Here is a 15,515-nt window from a genome sequence, read left to right as displayed (position 1 = left end):
TCCGAAATCGCAGCTGCGGAGACATAGTGAACGAAAGGAGTGTCTATCGCTTCGATTGGTCCGCCCAGTGTGACAAAGCACCCAGCACGCGCACAATTGTCGGGTGGGACTGCAGTCGTTTTGGGTAAGCCAAACGATAGCTACGTGGCAATTCCAAGTAAGGGCTGTCCAATTGCACAAGCCTTTCCGCATATAGATCATCAGCCGCCATTGCCGCCGGGACCAATGCTACGCCAAAGCCATGGCGTGCAAAAACCAACGCGACGCTGCTGGTGCGCACCGACATACCCAGATCGCGATTGATGGTTTTACCGACAGGCAACGCGGCTTCCCAATTCGGGGATGAAGTAAACCCACTGCCCCAATGGGTGTGGATCAGAAATTTATCCGGCATATCCTGCAGATGCGCGCCGAATTGGCGGATGAAATCCGGACTGGCAACTGCGATCAGGTGATCTGCGAAAAGACTGTGGACCTGAAAGTCGCCGTACAGATCATGGCCAAAGAATATCCTCATATCGATTTTATCGCGGGCAAAGTCGATTGGGTCTTCATCCACACGCACATCAATGGGCGTGTATTCCTCTGCACGCATCAGCGGTGCAAGTTTGCCAGGCAGCCAGGTTTCCACCACCGAATGAGGCGCGCTCAGCACCAGTCGGGTTTTTCTGATCTGCTCGCTTTGCATTTTCGCCGATAGGGCCGCCAGGCTGGCCATGGCCTGGGCAAGCTGCGGATAAGCTGTTTGCCCCGCATCCGTTAACGACAGCCGGTTGCCCTGGCGAATGAACAACGCTTGCTGCCAAAAGTCTTCCAGCAGCTTTACCTGTTGGCTGACGGCTGGCGAACTCACACCCAGTTCGGCCGCGGCCGCGGTGAATGACCCGGTTCTAGCCGCAGCTTCAAAGGCTTTGAGAGCGTTCATGGGGGCGTTGAGCTTCATGGTGCAACCTTAAGATTTCCTTATCCATCATAAATAGAAATACTGTTGATTGGACAGAGCACGCAACATAACCCTGTTGCCAGGCAAGAGGAGGACTGTAATGCGCGATCTGATCAATCTGCAAGATTACCCCTTGGATCAACCTGGCAGCACAGGCTGGCTTGCCCTACTTGAGGACTGCAAATCCAAGCTGGCCGAGGATGGCCTGTTCAACCTGGCAGGGTTTATCAACGCTGATGCACTGACCAAGGCCGTGGCCGAACTGAAACCGGTACTGGCAGATGGCTCATTCACACATGCGCGCAAACACAACATCTATTTCAAAAAAGAGATCGGAGACCTGCCTGCAGATCATCCCGCGCTGACCGAGTTTGAGACGTCAAACCGAACAATCTGCGCCGATCAGATGGGCGAAACCGCTGTGATCCGGCTCTATGAATGGGCTCCCTTCGCGCAATTCCTGGCCGCTGTTATGGGCAAACCCAAACTCTTTACCATGCAGGACCCGTTGGCGCGCGTAAACGTCATGGGGTATCACGAAGGACAGGCGCTGAACTGGCATTTCGACCGATCTGAGTTCACCACAACTCTACTGCTGCAAGCACCAGAAGTTGGCGGTGATTTTGAGTATGATCAAGACTTGCGCAGCGACGATGACCCGAACTACGACGGTGTGGCCGACCTGCTAGAGGGGCGCCGTACCCCCACGCGCATCGTGCTGGAGCCGGGTACCCTGAATATCTTCAAGGGCAAGAACACTGCGCACCGCGTTACCCCTGTGCAGGGTGATCAGGATCGGATCATCGCTGTCTTTTCCTATTATGAACGCCCCGGCGTGCAGTTCTCAGAGCAGGAACGTATAGGCTTTTACGGACGTGCTGCATGAGCTTGGACACTGCCTTCAAGGATGATCGCAAGCTCACTTATCTGAACGCCGAGGGCGCAGAGAAACCGCTAAAGAGTCCCGTCAGCGATGATGTTCTTGATCGTGCACGCGCCTATCGTCTGGGTCGCTTGCGCGACGCTCTGAACCGGTCAGACTGTGCAGCGCTGCTGCTCTATGATCCGTGCAATATCCGCTATGCTTTTGACTGCTCGAACATGCAGGTCTGGACGTTGCACAACCCTATGCGCTATGCGCTTATCCTTGCCGGCGGGCCGGCGATCATGTTCGAATTCAAGGGCTGCCTGCACCAAAGCGAGGGCCTGCCGGGCATAGATGAAATCCGTGTCTCCAAGACTTGGATGTTCATGGCTTCGGGCGACAAAGTTGGTGCCGCGACCGAGACTTGGGCCGATGAGATTGCCGATCTGATCCGGGAACATGGCGGCGGGAACACGCGCATCGCCTGTGACACGCTAAATGGCAGCGGTGTTCATGCGCTTGAGGCGCGAGGACTTACATATGTCGAAGGCACGCAACTGACAGAAATGGCCCGGTCGATCAAATCTGCCGACGAGATCGAATTGATGCGCTGGACAATCCGCGTCTGCGAGGCAGGCATGGCACGGATCTACGACCACTCCCACCCCGGCGTCACCGAGCGCGAACTTTGGGCACATCTGCACTTCGAGAACGCCCGCTCTGGCGGAGACTGGTTGGAAACCAAACTTCTCACCTGCGGCCCGCGCACGAACCCCTGGTATCAGGAGTGTTCGGACCGCGTGTGTCAGGCGGGCGAAATGATCTCGTTCGATACAGACATGATCGGCCCCTACGGCTATTGCGCAGACCTTTCGCGTTCATGGATCTGCGGCTACGGCAAGATGAATGATCAGCAAAGACGACTCTACGATACCGCGCTTGAACAGATTCATCACAATCTGGACTTGGTGCGCCCCGGCGTAAGTTTTGATGAATTCAACACCAAAAGCTGGCGCATTCCCGAGCGCCATGTTCCCTACCGTTATTCACTGGCGGTCCATGGCGTTGGCATGGCTGATGAATGGCCTGTGGTTCCTTTGCATTTAGATTGGGGGCCCGGTGCCATGACAGGTTGTTTTGAGCCAGGCCAAGTTGTCTGTGTCGAAAGCCTTATCGCCGAAGAAGGCTCGGAAAGCGTCAAGCTTGAAACCCAGGTTCTGGTCACTGAATCCGGGGCTGAACGGCTGGACAGTTTTCCTTTTGAATAGCGCTAGTTAACGTGGTCGTTTTGCATATTTTTGCGCTCAATTGGCGAACGCGCCGGTTTGCTGCGTTGACAGTGGTTCGGAAGCCTGTGCCCGTAAATTGACGTTGGTGGTATCGATGACGTCATTGTAATCAGTTACAAGCGCCACCGATTTCCCCATAAGATCATTGCACACACGAAGTGGCCGTACGCCCGCTGCAGTCTGACGTTTGCGCAAAGTCACAGAGACGCTTTTGCAGCGCGGGATTGATGCGTTTTACAAGACTGTCCGGCGATGGATGATATCTTTGGGGGATAGTTCGCTCTGAGCCTGAGGCAATCCCGCAATCCGCGTCAGTAGTAGAGTAGGTAGTTAGTGGTTGGCGAAAGAAACACTACTGCGAGCGCAACAACCAACCAGAGCATCACACCAAACCAGTATTTTCCCGGATTTTCCGAGCGAGTGACTCGCTCCAACAGATATGTCGAGCCTGCAATCAAATCCCTCAGAGCCCAGAGCAGTAAGCCGAGACCGACAAAAAACCAGATATCCATATCGCCCTCATTCCGTGAGTGTGCAGGATTTAGGTTGTCAAAGTTGAAAAATCAACTCTTACAGAGTGGTTTTTCGGCTTCTTTACGGGAATTTGATGCTTATAACTGCAAAGGATACTTAAGTTAATGTCGCGCCACTATGCAGACGCTCAAGAACGTTATCCACTTTGCAATTATTCGATTTTCACTATGTTAGCTGGCAAAATAGATCAACAAAAATACAGTGTGTCCCCCGCCTGAACTGGTCCACTGCTATATTCAGAAAACCGAGGACCAGGCCGAGACAAATGACGAAGAGAAACGGGCTGTTTTAAGTGCAGTGATCCCGAAACACTCTCGGGATCACCAATCGGTCGTTTCGTCGAAACGGGATTAAAGCAGGTCGCGCTCTTCAAGCACTTTGCGCGCAACGCGGAAACACTCCAGGGACTGCGGTACGCCGCAGTAAATTCCGATCACGTGAATGATCGACTGGATTTCTTCCTTGGTAACGCCGTTGTTCAACGCGCCTTTGCAGTGAATTTCCCATTCATGCATTTTCCCAAGCGCACCGAGCATGGCCAGGTTCATCATCGAGCGGGTTTTGTGATCGATGGTGTTATCACCCCAACCAAAACCCCAGCACCATGCGGTCATCGCTTCCTGAAACGGACGGGTAAAGCCATCCGCCGCCGCCAGGTTTTTCTCGACATATTCAGCGCCCAGCGTTGATTTACGCTGCTTCAGGCCATGTTCGAAAAGGTTGTCGTCCATCTTTCTCTCCATTGATAAACGGGCCGGCTGAAACCGTAACCGACCCGAGTTGATTGACTATTCCACGGGGACTGCATCGGCGTTTTCTTCGTCGAAGACTGGTAGGCACATTTTTTCGCGTTGGCTATCCCGCCAGATTGCTTTGAGGACCGACACGCCCATCAGCACCATGACGGCGTTGAACGGCAGGGCACCGATGATCATTGCGGTCTGAATTGCGCCGAGGCCGCCAATCATAAGCAACGCGCCCACGACCAACGCCAAAGCTGCGCCCCAGAACAGGATGTGGGGCCGTGCTTTGGGACCCTCATCGCCAGCTGCGTTTATGGTGTTGATAATCAGAACAGCCGACTCAGCCGACGTCACCAGATTAGTAAGCAACAAAACGACCACCATGATCGCAAAGATCCATGCCATGGTTTCACTCAGCATGACTGAAAGCGTAGCGAACAACTGGTCCGACAAGCCGGTGCCGATGATCGCATTGTCCGCAACACCGGAAAGTTCCAGATCAATCGCAGTTCCGCCCACCAGAGCGAACCAGACAAAGTATATCACCGAAGGCACGATGGCTGCGCCCAGCACGTATTCGCGGATGGTTCTGCCCTTGGAAATGCGCGCGAGGAACACACCGACGAACGGCGCAAATGCGATCCACCACGCCCAGTAGAAGACAGTCCAGCTACCTTGCCATCCGGCCAGCTGGCTAGATACAGATCCTTCTACTCCGCCGCTGCTCCAAACGGTAAACAACAATGCGGGTGTTCCCACAAGGTAGTCGAAAATGCCGACGAAAAGAGCCTGCAAGCCGAAGAAGGTCGACCCGAAGAACAGGAAAAAGGCAAGCGACAGACCAACGTTCGAGTAGCTGGTCCAAGCATGCAGCCCCCAGTGCGAGAACGACCATTTATAGGCCAAGTGCACGGCCTCTTCACTTGACCCTTCGGCCAGGCCCAGGATGATGTCAGGGTTGGTCTGAAAGTGAAAAATCGGCTCACCGGTTGCGTATGTCAGCATACCGATTCCAATCCCTGCCCCAAACATCATCGAGAACCACGAGAACCTTGAAAATTCCGATTTATCCTCGGGACGCCCCAGCTTCATGCGACCTGAAACCGGCAACACCGCCAGGACGATGCAGGTCACGAAGAAGAAGGCCATCACATAGACGTACCAGAAATTGCACGATGCCAGGATCAACGAGTTCATTCCCGACAGAACCGCGGCGGCATTGTCTGGAAAGGCCACAGCCCAGACGACAAGTGCACCAATCAATACTTTGGCGGTGATCGCCACATCTTTCGTGAAACCTCGGTAGAAGCCACTTTCTGCCGTCTTGATCGACAACTCCGTTACCGATGGTTTCATGGACAATGGATGTCCCCGTGTTTTGTCAAAATTGTTGGATTAGCTGCGCAGCCGAATGGCTACGTTTTTTGTCTGGACATAGTTCCAGAGCGCCTCCCGCCCCTTTTCACGCCCGTAGCCGGATTTTCCGTAGCCACCGAACGGTGTTTCAACGCCACCTGCGTACCATTCGTTGACGAAAACCTGGCCGGCGCGGAGTTGCCGTGCGGCCTGTGTGGCGCGGTCGATGTCACGGGTGAACACACCGCCAACAAGCCCGTAGGGCGTGCCGTTTGCGATCTCGACCGCCTGAGCATCGTCACGGAACTTCAGAACCGAAAGAACGGGTGCGAAGGCTTCTTCGTTCGCGATGTTCATGTCTGGGGTGACGTTGGTCAGTATGGTGGGCTCCAGGAAAGCACCAGGGATGTTCATTTTGCGCCCACCTGTGGCCGCTGTTGCCCCGGCGGCAATCGCCTCAGACACCATACCAGCCCCTCGGTCACGCTGTGCCTCGCTGACCATCGAACCCATATTCGGGCCAAATTCACCGCGCTCGATGCCAGGACCGACCGAGAGATTGCTTGCGACGTTCGAGATTCGCTCCACCAACTCGTCATGGCGGCTCTCGTGTACGATTACACGGCTCATGGCCGAACACACCTGACCAGCGTTGAAATAGATGCCCCAACGCACATCATTTTCAAAAGCCTCCAGATCCGCATCATCATGCACGATGGCCGCAGACTTCCCGCCAAGCTCTAAAACACATGGAACCACATTGCGCGCGGCCGCACTTGCAATCGCCACGCCGGTAGGCACCGACCCGGTAAAGACAATCTGATTGACATGCGGATGCGCCGACAGCGCCGCGCCTGCTTCGTGGCCCAGACCACACAGAATGTTGACGGCCCCATTGGGCAGGCCAACGGCTTCGGCCGCGTGGGCAAACCAGGCATTGGTCAGCGGTGTCAGTTCCGGGGTCTTGATCACTACGGTATTGCCGGTCGCCAGCGCAGCCGACAGGGAACGCGCAGTCATTTCAACCGGGTAGTTCCAAGGGATGATTTGTGCCGAAACCCCGTATGGTTCGTAGGTGGTAAAATCGAAGTAGTTGGCGCCAAGCGGGATGGACCGCCCTTCGACCGTTTCTGCCTGATTGCCATAATATTCGAAGTACCGGGCCGCGCCTTCGATCTCAACGCGTGCTTCCCAAAGGGGTTTACCCTGTTCCAAGGTCAGGACCGTGGCAATCTCGTCTATGTTATCGAGCAGGTAGCGGCCTATGGCCTGAACCATTCGGCCTCGTTCCACAGGGCGCAGATCGCTAAGGGCCCCGGACAGGTGAACCCGTCGTGCGGCCATGACGGCACGATCCACGTCACCGGCATCCGCCAAAGCCTGTTCGGCCAGCTTTTCGCCTGTCCCCGGGTTCAACACATCGAGCCGGCCAGCACCGCCGTCGATCCAAGTGCCGTCCACGTAATTCTGCCAATACGGCTTCACGTCTTGCATGTCGCGCATCTCCAAGGCTTCGGTGGGTAAGATTTACCCTCCGAGGTAAAATTGGTTTGTTTGGTTGGTTTTATTCCACAGCCTCACGCATCCATTGCTGAAGCTTGGCAACGGAATGCTCGCTCATGACGCCACAGGCGGGGTCCAGAACCAACGGGCCCGGAACATAACCTTTGGATTTCAGACCACGATGGACAGATTCAACAAGGCGAATGTCTTCCTCGACCGTGGTCTGGCGGTCCTGCACGGCCAACCCTCGGATCACGTCGCTTTCATAGCCACCTTCGGTGTACCAGCCACGCCAAACGGTGCAGGTGTCCACGGTGTTTGCGCGCCAATGATATGTGTTCAGGACGTTGCCCGGGTAGCACTGGAACGAGAACATGGGCCACAGGAACCACGACTGGTAGTCGCCCGCGTGCTCGTTGCTGTCCAGATCGACCGGATAGGTCATCTTGTCCAGCGCCTGACATTCGGTGGTGTGGCGCAGCACATAGCCACCGCCTGCATCGGGCTGAATGTCATAGGTTTCTGGTTTGACGACCCCTTCGGCAAATGTGGGGTGGTTCGACGGGCAGTGGTAGCATTCGGAATAGTTCTCGATCGACACTTTCCAATTGCAATTTTCGGGAATCTCGACCCATTCCAGCGGCGCCAACGTATCGATATGAGGCACAAATTCTGCGATTTCCTCGCGTACGCCCGGATACCATTCGTCCATTGGCGCGGCATCCTTGTCGAGATTAACAAAGATGAAACCCAGGAAGTCTTCGGTACGGACCTCGGTCAGGCAGATCTTTTCGCGTTGAAAACCAGGTACGTTCTTGACGTTGGGGCCTGCGCGCAAACCGCCGGTCAGTTCATAAGACCACTGGTGGTAGGGGCACACCACCACGCGGGTGTTGCCGGTGCCTGTGACCATTTCATGCGCGCGGTGCTGGCACACGTTGTAGAAGGTACGGACAACATTGTCGCGGCCACGAATGGCAAACAGGTTCTGACCCGCGATTTCGAATGCGAAATAGTCCCCGACATTGGGGATATCATTGGCGTGACCCGCATATTGCCAGGTCCGCATCAGAAGGCCGTTCATCTCTTTTTCAAAGATTTCAGGATCGGTGTAGTAGCTGGCGTCCAGCGAATGGGTCAGCGGGGCATTCATATTTGTTCCTCCTGATAAAGGCCAAGCTGATGACGGCGTTTGTGAAACTTCTCGACCCGCTCGACGATCTCATCACTGGACACTGCGACGATGAAACTAAGCAGCGTTTCCAGCAAGGCAATTGTGGACACGGATGAAGGGAAGAATTGCGGCGTATCCACCGACAGAACAAAGCTGTGCTGTGCCGGCAGAATGATAGGGCTCGCGGGCGAGTCAGAGATTCCAACTACGGTCACGCCTTGCTTTCGCGCTGTATTTACCGCCTCTACGACCTCAGTTCGGTAAGGGCGGCAAGTGATCGCGATCAGAACGTCCCGCTGATCCGCCCAGGCCAAGTCATCAGTGGCCGTGGAGCCTGGCCGAGGTATCGCGTGAAAATCGGTCATACCCGTGCGGGCAAGGTAGGTGAAGTTCGAAGCGTTTGAATTGTTGACGCCAACACCCAGTGTATAAACGGATCGCGCAGACCAAACGGCCTCCGCAGCAGATTGAAGCTGATCTGCATCAATTTCAGCAAATGTTTCTTCGATATTTCGAATGGCTGCGCCCAGCAAATCTGCATAAAGCCCCCCGAGATCCCCCGAGTGTCTGATTCCCTGCAACCAACGGGCGCGATCGGGAAAAGAAACATCATTTCGGCGAATGTCATCCCGAAATGGTTCACGGAAGTCACCGTACCCTTCAAACCCTATCTGCCGCGCCATGCGCACAACCGTGTTTGGCTTGACCCGAGCCGCCTCTGCGATCTCACGAACTGTTGAAACACCGACTTCTCTTGGGTTTTCCAGAACGTAGCGTGCGGCTTTGCGCGCTTCTGGCGTCAAAACAGCAAGCTCTTCGGTCAGGCGCTCCAGAACCTCGCTTGAAACATCTGTACCATTCATTGTGAATCTCGGTATGTACATTTGTGCCATTAATTATTGACGCTGGTACATTTGTAGCATTAGGAAGTCCACAGAAATCTGCGACTCTCGAACAGGAATTTTTGCGATGTCCAAAAAAGAACTGCCCGAACGCGCCAAGGTCGTCATCGTCGGTGGTGGCGTCATGGGGTGTGGTCTAGCTTACCACCTGGGCCATGAAGGCTGGGGGGATGAGACCATCCTTTTGGAAAAGGCCGAACTGACCAGCGGCTCGACCTGGCACGCAGCCGGTCAGATCACCCATTCCACCAGCTCCTACGGGTTGGGACGCATGGTGGACTACAACATCGGCCTGTATTCCAAGACGCTTGAGGAAGAGACCGGCCAAGCCGTCACCTGGCATGGCTGCGGTTCGTTCCGTCTGGCCTATACCGAGGATGAGATGGACTGGCTGCGCCACACCCTGTCGGTGGGTCGGTCGCTGGGCTTCAACATCGAACTGGTTGGGCTGGAGTTTATCGCCGAAAAGCACCCGTTCTATAATCTGGACGGCGTTCTGGGCGCTCTGTACACCCCGGATGATGGTCATGTGGACCCCTCGAACGTGACCATGGCGATGGCCACTGGTGCGCGTCAGAAAGGCGTGAAGATCTTCCGTCACTGCCGCGCCACCAACATCACCCAGAACGATGCAGGTGAGTGGGTTGTCGAGACCGAAAAAGGCACGGTTGTTTGCGAACACGTCGTCAATGCAGGCGGCACCTATGCGCGCCAGATGGGCGAATGGTCCGGCCTGCAACTGCCGATGACCTCGATGACGCACCATTACTTCGTGACCGAGAATGTCCCTGAGTTTCAGGATCTGGACACCGAACTGCCGGTGATCCGTGATGACAAACAGGTCTCGGGCTATATCCGGATGGAGCAGAAAAAGGGTCTGATCGGGATTTACGAAAAAGAGAACTCGAACTCGGTCTGGCATGACGAATGCCCCTGGGAATACGAGAACTGGCTGTTCGAGGCCGATTATGACCGCGTCATGCCCTGGCTGGAAAACTCGCTGGAGCGGATGCCGATCTTTGCCGAGCTGGGCATCACCCGCGAAGTGCACGGCGCAATCAGCCACCCGCCGGATGGCAACCCGATGGTTGGCCCGGCTCCGGGCGTCAAGAACTACTGGTGCTGCTGTGGTACCCAAATCGGTATCGGTTGGGGCCCCGGCCTGACCCGCGAGCTGGCCAAGTGGATGGTCTACGGAGCGGCTGACATTTCGATGCGCGACTACGACCCGCGCCGCTTTGGTGCCTATGCCAAGAAAGACTGGCAGGTCATCAAGGCGCATGAAGACTACAAACTGCGCCACGAGATTCCCTTCCCGCATTTCAACCGTCTGGAAGGTCGCCCGATCAAGCCGTCGCCGCTGTACGAAATCCTCAAAGACAAAGGCGCGGTCTACGAAGAAGTCTACGGCTTCGAACGCCCCCGCTGGTTTGCGCCTGAAGGGGTCGAGCAGCGCGACCATTACAGTTTCCGCCGCAACGTGGTGCATGACGTGGTTGGTGCCGAGGTCAAAGCCGTCCGCGACAGCGTTGGCATCATGGATGTGACCGCCTTCACCAAGGTCGAGGTTTCGGGCCCGGACGCTTACGCACTGCTGGATCGTCTGACTGCGAACAAGATGCCGCAGAAAACCGGTTCGATCACGCTGACCCACATGCTGAACCGCCGGGGTCGGATCGAATTGGAGACCACACTGGTCCGGATGGCGGATGACCGCTTCTACCTGGTCTGCGCGGCCTTCTTCGAACAGCGTCTGCTGGATCACCTGAACCACAACCGTGCGGATGAGAACGTGACCATCACGCCCCTGTCCGCTGGCTGGTCGGCCCTGTCGCTGAACGGTCCGAAATCGCGCGATGTTCTGGCGCAATGCACCGATGCGGATCTGTCCAACGCCGGTTTCCGCTGGCTGTCGGCGCAGGAAATCACCGTTGCCGGTCACAAGGTCTGGGCGTTCCGCATGTCCTATGCCGGTGAACTGGGTTGGGAATTCCACATGCCAGATGAGGCCTGTGTGGATGTCTACAACGCTCTGTGGGCCGCAGGCGAGCCACATGGCATCGTCAACTACGGTTCCTTCGCCATGAACGCGATGCGGATGGAGAAAGCCTTCCCCGGCGCGGGCGAGTTGACCAACGAGGTCACGCTGCCTGAGGCAAATGTGGGCCGCTTCTTCAAGCTGGACAAAGAGTATCTGGGCGTCGAAGCCACGCGCGTCAGTGCGGAACAGGCCGAAAAAGGCCAGATGCCTTGGGTCTGCGCCTATCTGGAAATCGAACCCGACGGGATCGAGGACGGTCATGGCGGCGAAGCGATCAAGGTGAACGGCGAAGTTGTCGGCGCGACAGCGTCGGTCGCTTATGGTCATACCGTCGGCAAGATCCTGGCCTTTGCTTACATTAAGCCGCACGCCAATGTGCCGGGTCAGGAGATCGAAGTGATCGTCGCAGGTGAACCCCGCAAGGGTCGCATCCTGGGCGAAGCCGCCTACGACCCGCAGAGCAAACTGCCGCGCACCGACGCGCCTGCCGCGGTCCCGGCATAAGCTAAGACCGGCGGGCATCTGATCGGGTGCCCGCCGCCAAATACAGACAACTCAGATCAGGATTCTGACCGGATGATCCCCGAAACGATGAAAGCCGTTGTACTGAATGGTCATGGCGGGTTGGACATGCTGGAATACCGTGACATGCCCACACCGACACCCGAAAAGGGCGAGGTACTGATCAAAGTCGGGGCCTGTGGTCTGAACAATACCGACATCAATACACGCACGGCTTGGTACTCCAAAAAGGTCGATGCCGATCTGGGCAGCGGAGCCGCAGAAGGCTTTGACGAAGCCAGCGGCGACGATGGTACCTGGGGCAGCGGTTCATTAAACTTTCCGGTCATCCAGGGCGCGGATGTGGCCGGTGAAGTCGTAGCCGTCGGCGAAGGGGTTGATCCCGTGCGCATTGGTGAACGCGTAATGATAGATCCTTGGCTGCTGAGCCACGGGGATTGGCTGAACCCTGAAAACTCGGGCTATTTCGGGTCCGAGGCGGATGGCGGTTATGCCGAGTACACCAAAGTACGCGCCGCCAACGCGGTGCCGGTGAACAGCGACCTGAGCGACGAGGAATTGGCCACCTTTCCTTGCGCTTATACAACGGCGGAAAACCTGGTGCAGCGCACCGCGCCGCGCCCGGGCGAGGTCGTGGTGATCACCGGGGCCTCGGGCGGTGTAGGATCGGCCGCGATCCAACTGTGCCGACTGCGCGGGTGCAAGGTGATCGCGATTGCCAGCCCGTCCAAGGCTGATCTGCTGCATGATTTGGGCGCGACCCATGTGATCGACCGCAACACCCCCGATCTGGAAGCGGCCATTCGGGATGCGGCAGGCGGTCCGGTGGACATCGCGCTGGATGTGGTTGGGGCACCGATGTTCATGCCGCTGATCAACGCGCTGCGGCAGGGCGGGCGTTACTCCACGTCGGGCTGTATCGCAGGTCAGATGGCCGAGTTCGATCTGCGCCAGCTTGTCTACAAGGACCTGCAACTGACCGGCGCCACGATCTGCCCGGCCGGCACGATGCAGCGCGTGGTGGGGATGATCGAAACCGGCGCGCTCAAACCCCTTCTTGCTGAGACATACCCGCTTTCTGACCTGGCACAGGCGCAAGAGGCGTTCATGCAGAAAAAACATGTCGGAAACATTGTGGTGAAGCCATGAAGATTACCCGCATTGCCGCGTGGGAAGTCCCGCTGACCAGCCATGAAACCTATTACATGGCAGATGGGAAAACCTGCGATACGACCACCTCGGTGGTTTTGCGTCTCGACACGGATACAGGTTTGTCCGGCTGGGGCGAGGTGTGCCCGATCCCGCATTACCTGCCCGCCTATGCCAAGGGCGTGATCCCCGCCGTTGCGGAACTTGCTCCGGTGCTGATCGGTGCTGATCCGGTAGGGCCGGAAACTGTCATGGAGCAGGCCAACAGGTATCTTCACGGCCATGGCTACGCAAAATCCGCGATTGATATGGCGCTATGGGACCTGACCGGGCATGCAGCCGGTTTGCCGGTGCATCGTCTGCTGGGTGGGCGGCAGGTCAAAGACATGCCGCTTTATCACTCGATCACCTGCGTGGCCCCAGACGAGATGGCCCGCATGGCGCGTGAGGCTTACGAAAAGGGGATGCGTCAGTTCCAGGTCAAGCTGGGCGCTGATGGCGACTGGCAAACGGATGTCGAACGGTTTGCCAAGGTGCGTGAAGCCGTAGGTCCAGGCCCGCTGGTCTATGGCGACTGGAACTGCGGCAGTGATGCGCTGACCGCGATCCGGGTTGGTCGCGCCGCAGCCCATCTGGATGTCATGCTGGAACAGCCGTGCGCCACGCTTGAGGAATGCGCCCATGTCCAGCGCGCCACCGGCCTTCCGATGAAGATTGACGAAAACGCGAATGACATTGCGTCGATCATCGCCGGACATCAGGCCGGATGCATGCAGGCCGCGGCGCTGAAACTGTCCAAAATGGGCGGTCTGTCAGCAATGCGGCAGATCCGGGATCTATGCCTGACGCTGGGCACCCAGATGTGCATCGAGGACACTTGGGGCAGTGACATCACCACCGCTGCATTGCTGCATCTGGCCGCCTCTACGCCTGCGCGTGGCATCATGAACACCTGCGACCTGAGCCACTATGTCGGCCCGCGCCTGGCCCCAGATGGCCCCGTGCGCGAGAACGGTCGCATCACTCCGCCCGAAGGGCCCGGTTTGGGTGTAACGCCCGATGCCGATGCTTTGGGCCAGCCCGTCACCGTTATCGATTGATCCAACCCCCAGCCCGCCGAGAGACCTGTTATGGAAGATTTTAGCAACGCCTACCCCTCACATGATCCCGAATGGGTCAAAGACGTGCATGCAGATCACTATCTGCAAAGCTGGTCGAAACAAGGCAGCCGCCCACGTGTCATCACAGGCGCGCAAGGCAGCTGGTTCTGGGACAGCGATAGCAAACGCTATCTGGACTTTCAAAGCCAGCTGGTGAACGCCAATATGGGGCACCAGCACCCCAAGATCGTTCAGGCGATCAAGGATCAGGCCGACAAGCTTTGTTACATCGGCCCGGCGATGGGCTCGGATGTGCGCTCGGAAATGGCGGCGATCATGAATGAGATCACGCCCGAGAACATCACCTCAACATTCTTCACCACCGGCGGTTCGGCGGCGAACGAAACCGCGATCCGGCTGGCGCGGCACTATACGGGCAGGACCAAGATCGTCGCACGCTATCGCTCGTATCACGGGGCAACTGGTGGCACGCTATCGCTGACAGGCGACCCGCGCCACCACCTGACCCGCGCTGATATGCCCGGCGTGGTGCGGATGCTGGACCCATACGTCTATCGCTTGCCGACCGGTCACACCGACCCGGCCAAATGCCCGGTGGCACAGGGTGGCCCGCATCTGGAAGAGATCCTGATGTACGAAAACCCCAACACAGTGGCCGCCGTCATTCTGGAGCCGATCGTGGGCACCAACGGCATCATCGTTCCCCCGGATGGGTATCTGCAGTCGATCAAGGAAACCTGCGAGAAATACGGCATCCTGCTGATCGCGGACGAGGTCATGGCAGGCTTTGGCCGGACCGGCAAGTGGTTCGCGGTTGATCACTGGGGCGTGCAGCCCGACATCATCACCAGCGCCAAAGGCATCAACTCTGGCTATGTTCCGCTGGGTACGATGTCGGTCTCGACCGAGCTGCACAACTGGCTGCGCGACACCCCGATGCCGGGCGGTCTGACCTACGCCGGTCACCCGCTGGCCTGCGCCTCGGGCATCGCCGCGATCCGCGCCATGCAGGACGAAGGCGCGTTGGAGAATGCCTCCGCCATGGGTGAGAAGATGCGGGCTGAGTTGGCTAAGATGGCCGAAAAGCACCCCAGCATCGGTGACATCCGCGGCAAGGGCATGTTCAACGGCATTGAACTGGTCAAGAACCGCGAAACGCGCGAGCCGCTGGTTCCGTTTGCCGCGAAAGGCCCGGATGCAAAACCAATGTCGGATATGATGGGCTTTGCGATGAATGAGGGGCTGTATCTGTCGTTCTACTCGAACGTCGTTCGCCTGACCCCGCCGCTGAACATCAGCGAAGAGGATCTGATGACGGGTCTGGAAATCCTGGATCGGACCCTCGACATCGCAGACCGCGAATGTGTTTGAGT

General features: G+C 57.2%; 13 protein-coding genes. 6 read left to right on the top strand and 7 right to left on the bottom strand.

The window, feature by feature from the left end; all coding sequences use genetic code 11:
• Positions 1–43 precede the first annotated feature (43 nt).
• Positions 44–943, bottom strand: coding sequence for a LysR family transcriptional regulator (locus tag J7416_RS12655; protein ID WP_209225125.1), 900 nt, complete (start codon positions 941–943; stop codon positions 44–46).
• Positions 944–1,043: 100 nt separating this feature from the next.
• Here J7416_RS12655 and J7416_RS12650 point away from each other — a divergent pair, with 100 nt between their 5' ends.
• Both J7416_RS12650 and J7416_RS12645 read left to right on the top strand, forming a co-directional pair.
• Entirely contained in the window at positions 1,044–1,829 is a 786-nt protein-coding gene (locus J7416_RS12650; RefSeq protein ID WP_209225124.1) for a 2OG-Fe(II) oxygenase, read from the top strand.
• Positions 1,826–3,076 carry a Xaa-Pro peptidase family protein gene (locus J7416_RS12645; RefSeq protein ID WP_209225123.1) on the top strand — a complete coding sequence of 417 codons (1,251 nt, stop codon included), beginning with the start codon at positions 1,826–1,828 and terminating at the stop codon, positions 3,074–3,076. Before J7416_RS12650 ends, J7416_RS12645 begins: the two co-directional genes overlap by 4 nt.
• 332 nt (positions 3,077–3,408) lie before the next feature.
• On the opposite strand, the gene J7416_RS12640 is transcribed toward J7416_RS12645, so the two are convergent.
• The 6 genes from J7416_RS12640 to J7416_RS12615 all read right to left on the bottom strand — a co-directional run bounded on the left by J7416_RS12640 (position 3,409) and on the right by J7416_RS12615 (position 9,270).
• Positions 3,409–3,609: a hypothetical protein gene (locus tag J7416_RS12640; RefSeq protein WP_209225122.1), complete on the bottom strand. Its 201-nt coding sequence runs from the start codon at positions 3,607–3,609 to the stop codon at positions 3,409–3,411.
• Positions 3,610–3,981: 372 nt separating this feature from the next.
• Positions 3,982–4,362 (bottom strand): carboxymuconolactone decarboxylase family protein, encoded by a 381-nt coding sequence (locus J7416_RS12635; protein WP_209225121.1) that lies wholly within the window; start codon positions 4,360–4,362, stop codon positions 3,982–3,984.
• A gap of 57 nt (positions 4,363–4,419) precedes the next feature.
• The gene (locus J7416_RS12630; protein WP_209225120.1) at positions 4,420–5,736 is read right to left on the bottom strand and encodes a BCCT family transporter; all 1,317 of its coding nucleotides are present in this window, start codon (positions 5,734–5,736) and stop codon (positions 4,420–4,422) included.
• Between the two features lie 33 nt (positions 5,737–5,769).
• Positions 5,770–7,224: an aldehyde dehydrogenase family protein gene (locus J7416_RS12625; RefSeq protein WP_209225119.1), complete on the bottom strand. Its 1,455-nt coding sequence runs from the start codon at positions 7,222–7,224 to the stop codon at positions 5,770–5,772.
• A 70-nt stretch (positions 7,225–7,294) separates the two neighbouring features.
• Positions 7,295–8,386, bottom strand: a complete 1,092-nt coding sequence (locus J7416_RS12620) for an aromatic ring-hydroxylating dioxygenase subunit alpha (protein WP_209225118.1) — start codon at positions 8,384–8,386, stop codon at positions 7,295–7,297.
• Entirely contained in the window at positions 8,383–9,270 is an 888-nt protein-coding gene (locus J7416_RS12615) for a MurR/RpiR family transcriptional regulator (protein ID WP_209225117.1), read from the bottom strand. Before J7416_RS12615 ends, J7416_RS12620 begins: the two co-directional genes overlap by 4 nt.
• A 106-nt stretch (positions 9,271–9,376) precedes the next feature.
• Here J7416_RS12615 and J7416_RS12610 point away from each other — a divergent pair, with 106 nt between their 5' ends.
• The 4 genes from J7416_RS12610 to J7416_RS12595 all read left to right on the top strand — a co-directional run bounded on the left by J7416_RS12610 (position 9,377) and on the right by J7416_RS12595 (position 15,513).
• On the top strand, positions 9,377–11,854 hold the full coding sequence (locus J7416_RS12610) for an FAD-dependent oxidoreductase (protein WP_209225116.1): 2,478 nt from the start codon (positions 9,377–9,379) through the stop codon (positions 11,852–11,854).
• Positions 11,855–11,926: 72 nt separating this feature from the next.
• On the top strand, positions 11,927–13,021 hold the full coding sequence (locus J7416_RS12605; RefSeq protein WP_209225115.1) for an alcohol dehydrogenase family protein: 1,095 nt from the start codon (positions 11,927–11,929) through the stop codon (positions 13,019–13,021).
• Positions 13,018–14,121, top strand: coding sequence for a mandelate racemase/muconate lactonizing enzyme family protein (locus tag J7416_RS12600; RefSeq protein ID WP_209225114.1), 1,104 nt, complete (start codon positions 13,018–13,020; stop codon positions 14,119–14,121). The genes J7416_RS12605 and J7416_RS12600 overlap by 4 nt, the downstream gene beginning before the upstream one ends.
• A gap of 30 nt (positions 14,122–14,151) precedes the next feature.
• The gene (locus J7416_RS12595) at positions 14,152–15,513 is read left to right on the top strand and encodes an aminotransferase class III-fold pyridoxal phosphate-dependent enzyme (RefSeq protein ID WP_209225113.1); all 1,362 of its coding nucleotides are present in this window, start codon (positions 14,152–14,154) and stop codon (positions 15,511–15,513) included.
• The last annotated feature ends 2 nt before the right edge of the window (positions 15,514–15,515 follow it).

This window comes from Ruegeria sp. R14_0 (genome assembly GCF_017743975.1).
Classification (GTDB): Bacteria; Pseudomonadota; Alphaproteobacteria; order Rhodobacterales; family Rhodobacteraceae; genus Ruegeria.
The sequence above is the reverse complement of the archived record's forward strand: the minus strand, read 5'-3'. Positions and strand labels throughout refer to the sequence as shown.

Coding starts and splice junctions, on each gene's coding strand:
- J7416_RS12655 (WP_209225125.1), bottom strand. CDS start 943: ATGAAGCTCAACGCCCCCATGAACGCTCTCAAAGCCTTTGAAGCTGCG.
- J7416_RS12620 (WP_209225118.1), bottom strand. CDS start 8,386: ATGAATGCCCCGCTGACCCATTCGCTGGACGCCAGCTACTACACCGAT.
- J7416_RS12645 (WP_209225123.1), top strand. CDS start 1,826: ATGAGCTTGGACACTGCCTTCAAGGATGATCGCAAGCTCACTTATCTG.
- J7416_RS12615 (WP_209225117.1), bottom strand. CDS start 9,270: ATGAATGGTACAGATGTTTCAAGCGAGGTTCTGGAGCGCCTGACCGAA.
- J7416_RS12635 (WP_209225121.1), bottom strand. CDS start 4,362: ATGGACGACAACCTTTTCGAACATGGCCTGAAGCAGCGTAAATCAACG.
- J7416_RS12610 (WP_209225116.1), top strand. CDS start 9,377: ATGTCCAAAAAAGAACTGCCCGAACGCGCCAAGGTCGTCATCGTCGGT.
- J7416_RS12625 (WP_209225119.1), bottom strand. CDS start 7,224: ATGCAAGACGTGAAGCCGTATTGGCAGAATTACGTGGACGGCACTTGG.
- J7416_RS12605 (WP_209225115.1), top strand. CDS start 11,927: ATGATCCCCGAAACGATGAAAGCCGTTGTACTGAATGGTCATGGCGGG.
- J7416_RS12600 (WP_209225114.1), top strand. CDS start 13,018: ATGAAGATTACCCGCATTGCCGCGTGGGAAGTCCCGCTGACCAGCCAT.
- J7416_RS12640 (WP_209225122.1), bottom strand. CDS start 3,609: ATGGATATCTGGTTTTTTGTCGGTCTCGGCTTACTGCTCTGGGCTCTG.
- J7416_RS12650 (WP_209225124.1), top strand. CDS start 1,044: ATGCGCGATCTGATCAATCTGCAAGATTACCCCTTGGATCAACCTGGC.
- J7416_RS12595 (WP_209225113.1), top strand. CDS start 14,152: ATGGAAGATTTTAGCAACGCCTACCCCTCACATGATCCCGAATGGGTC.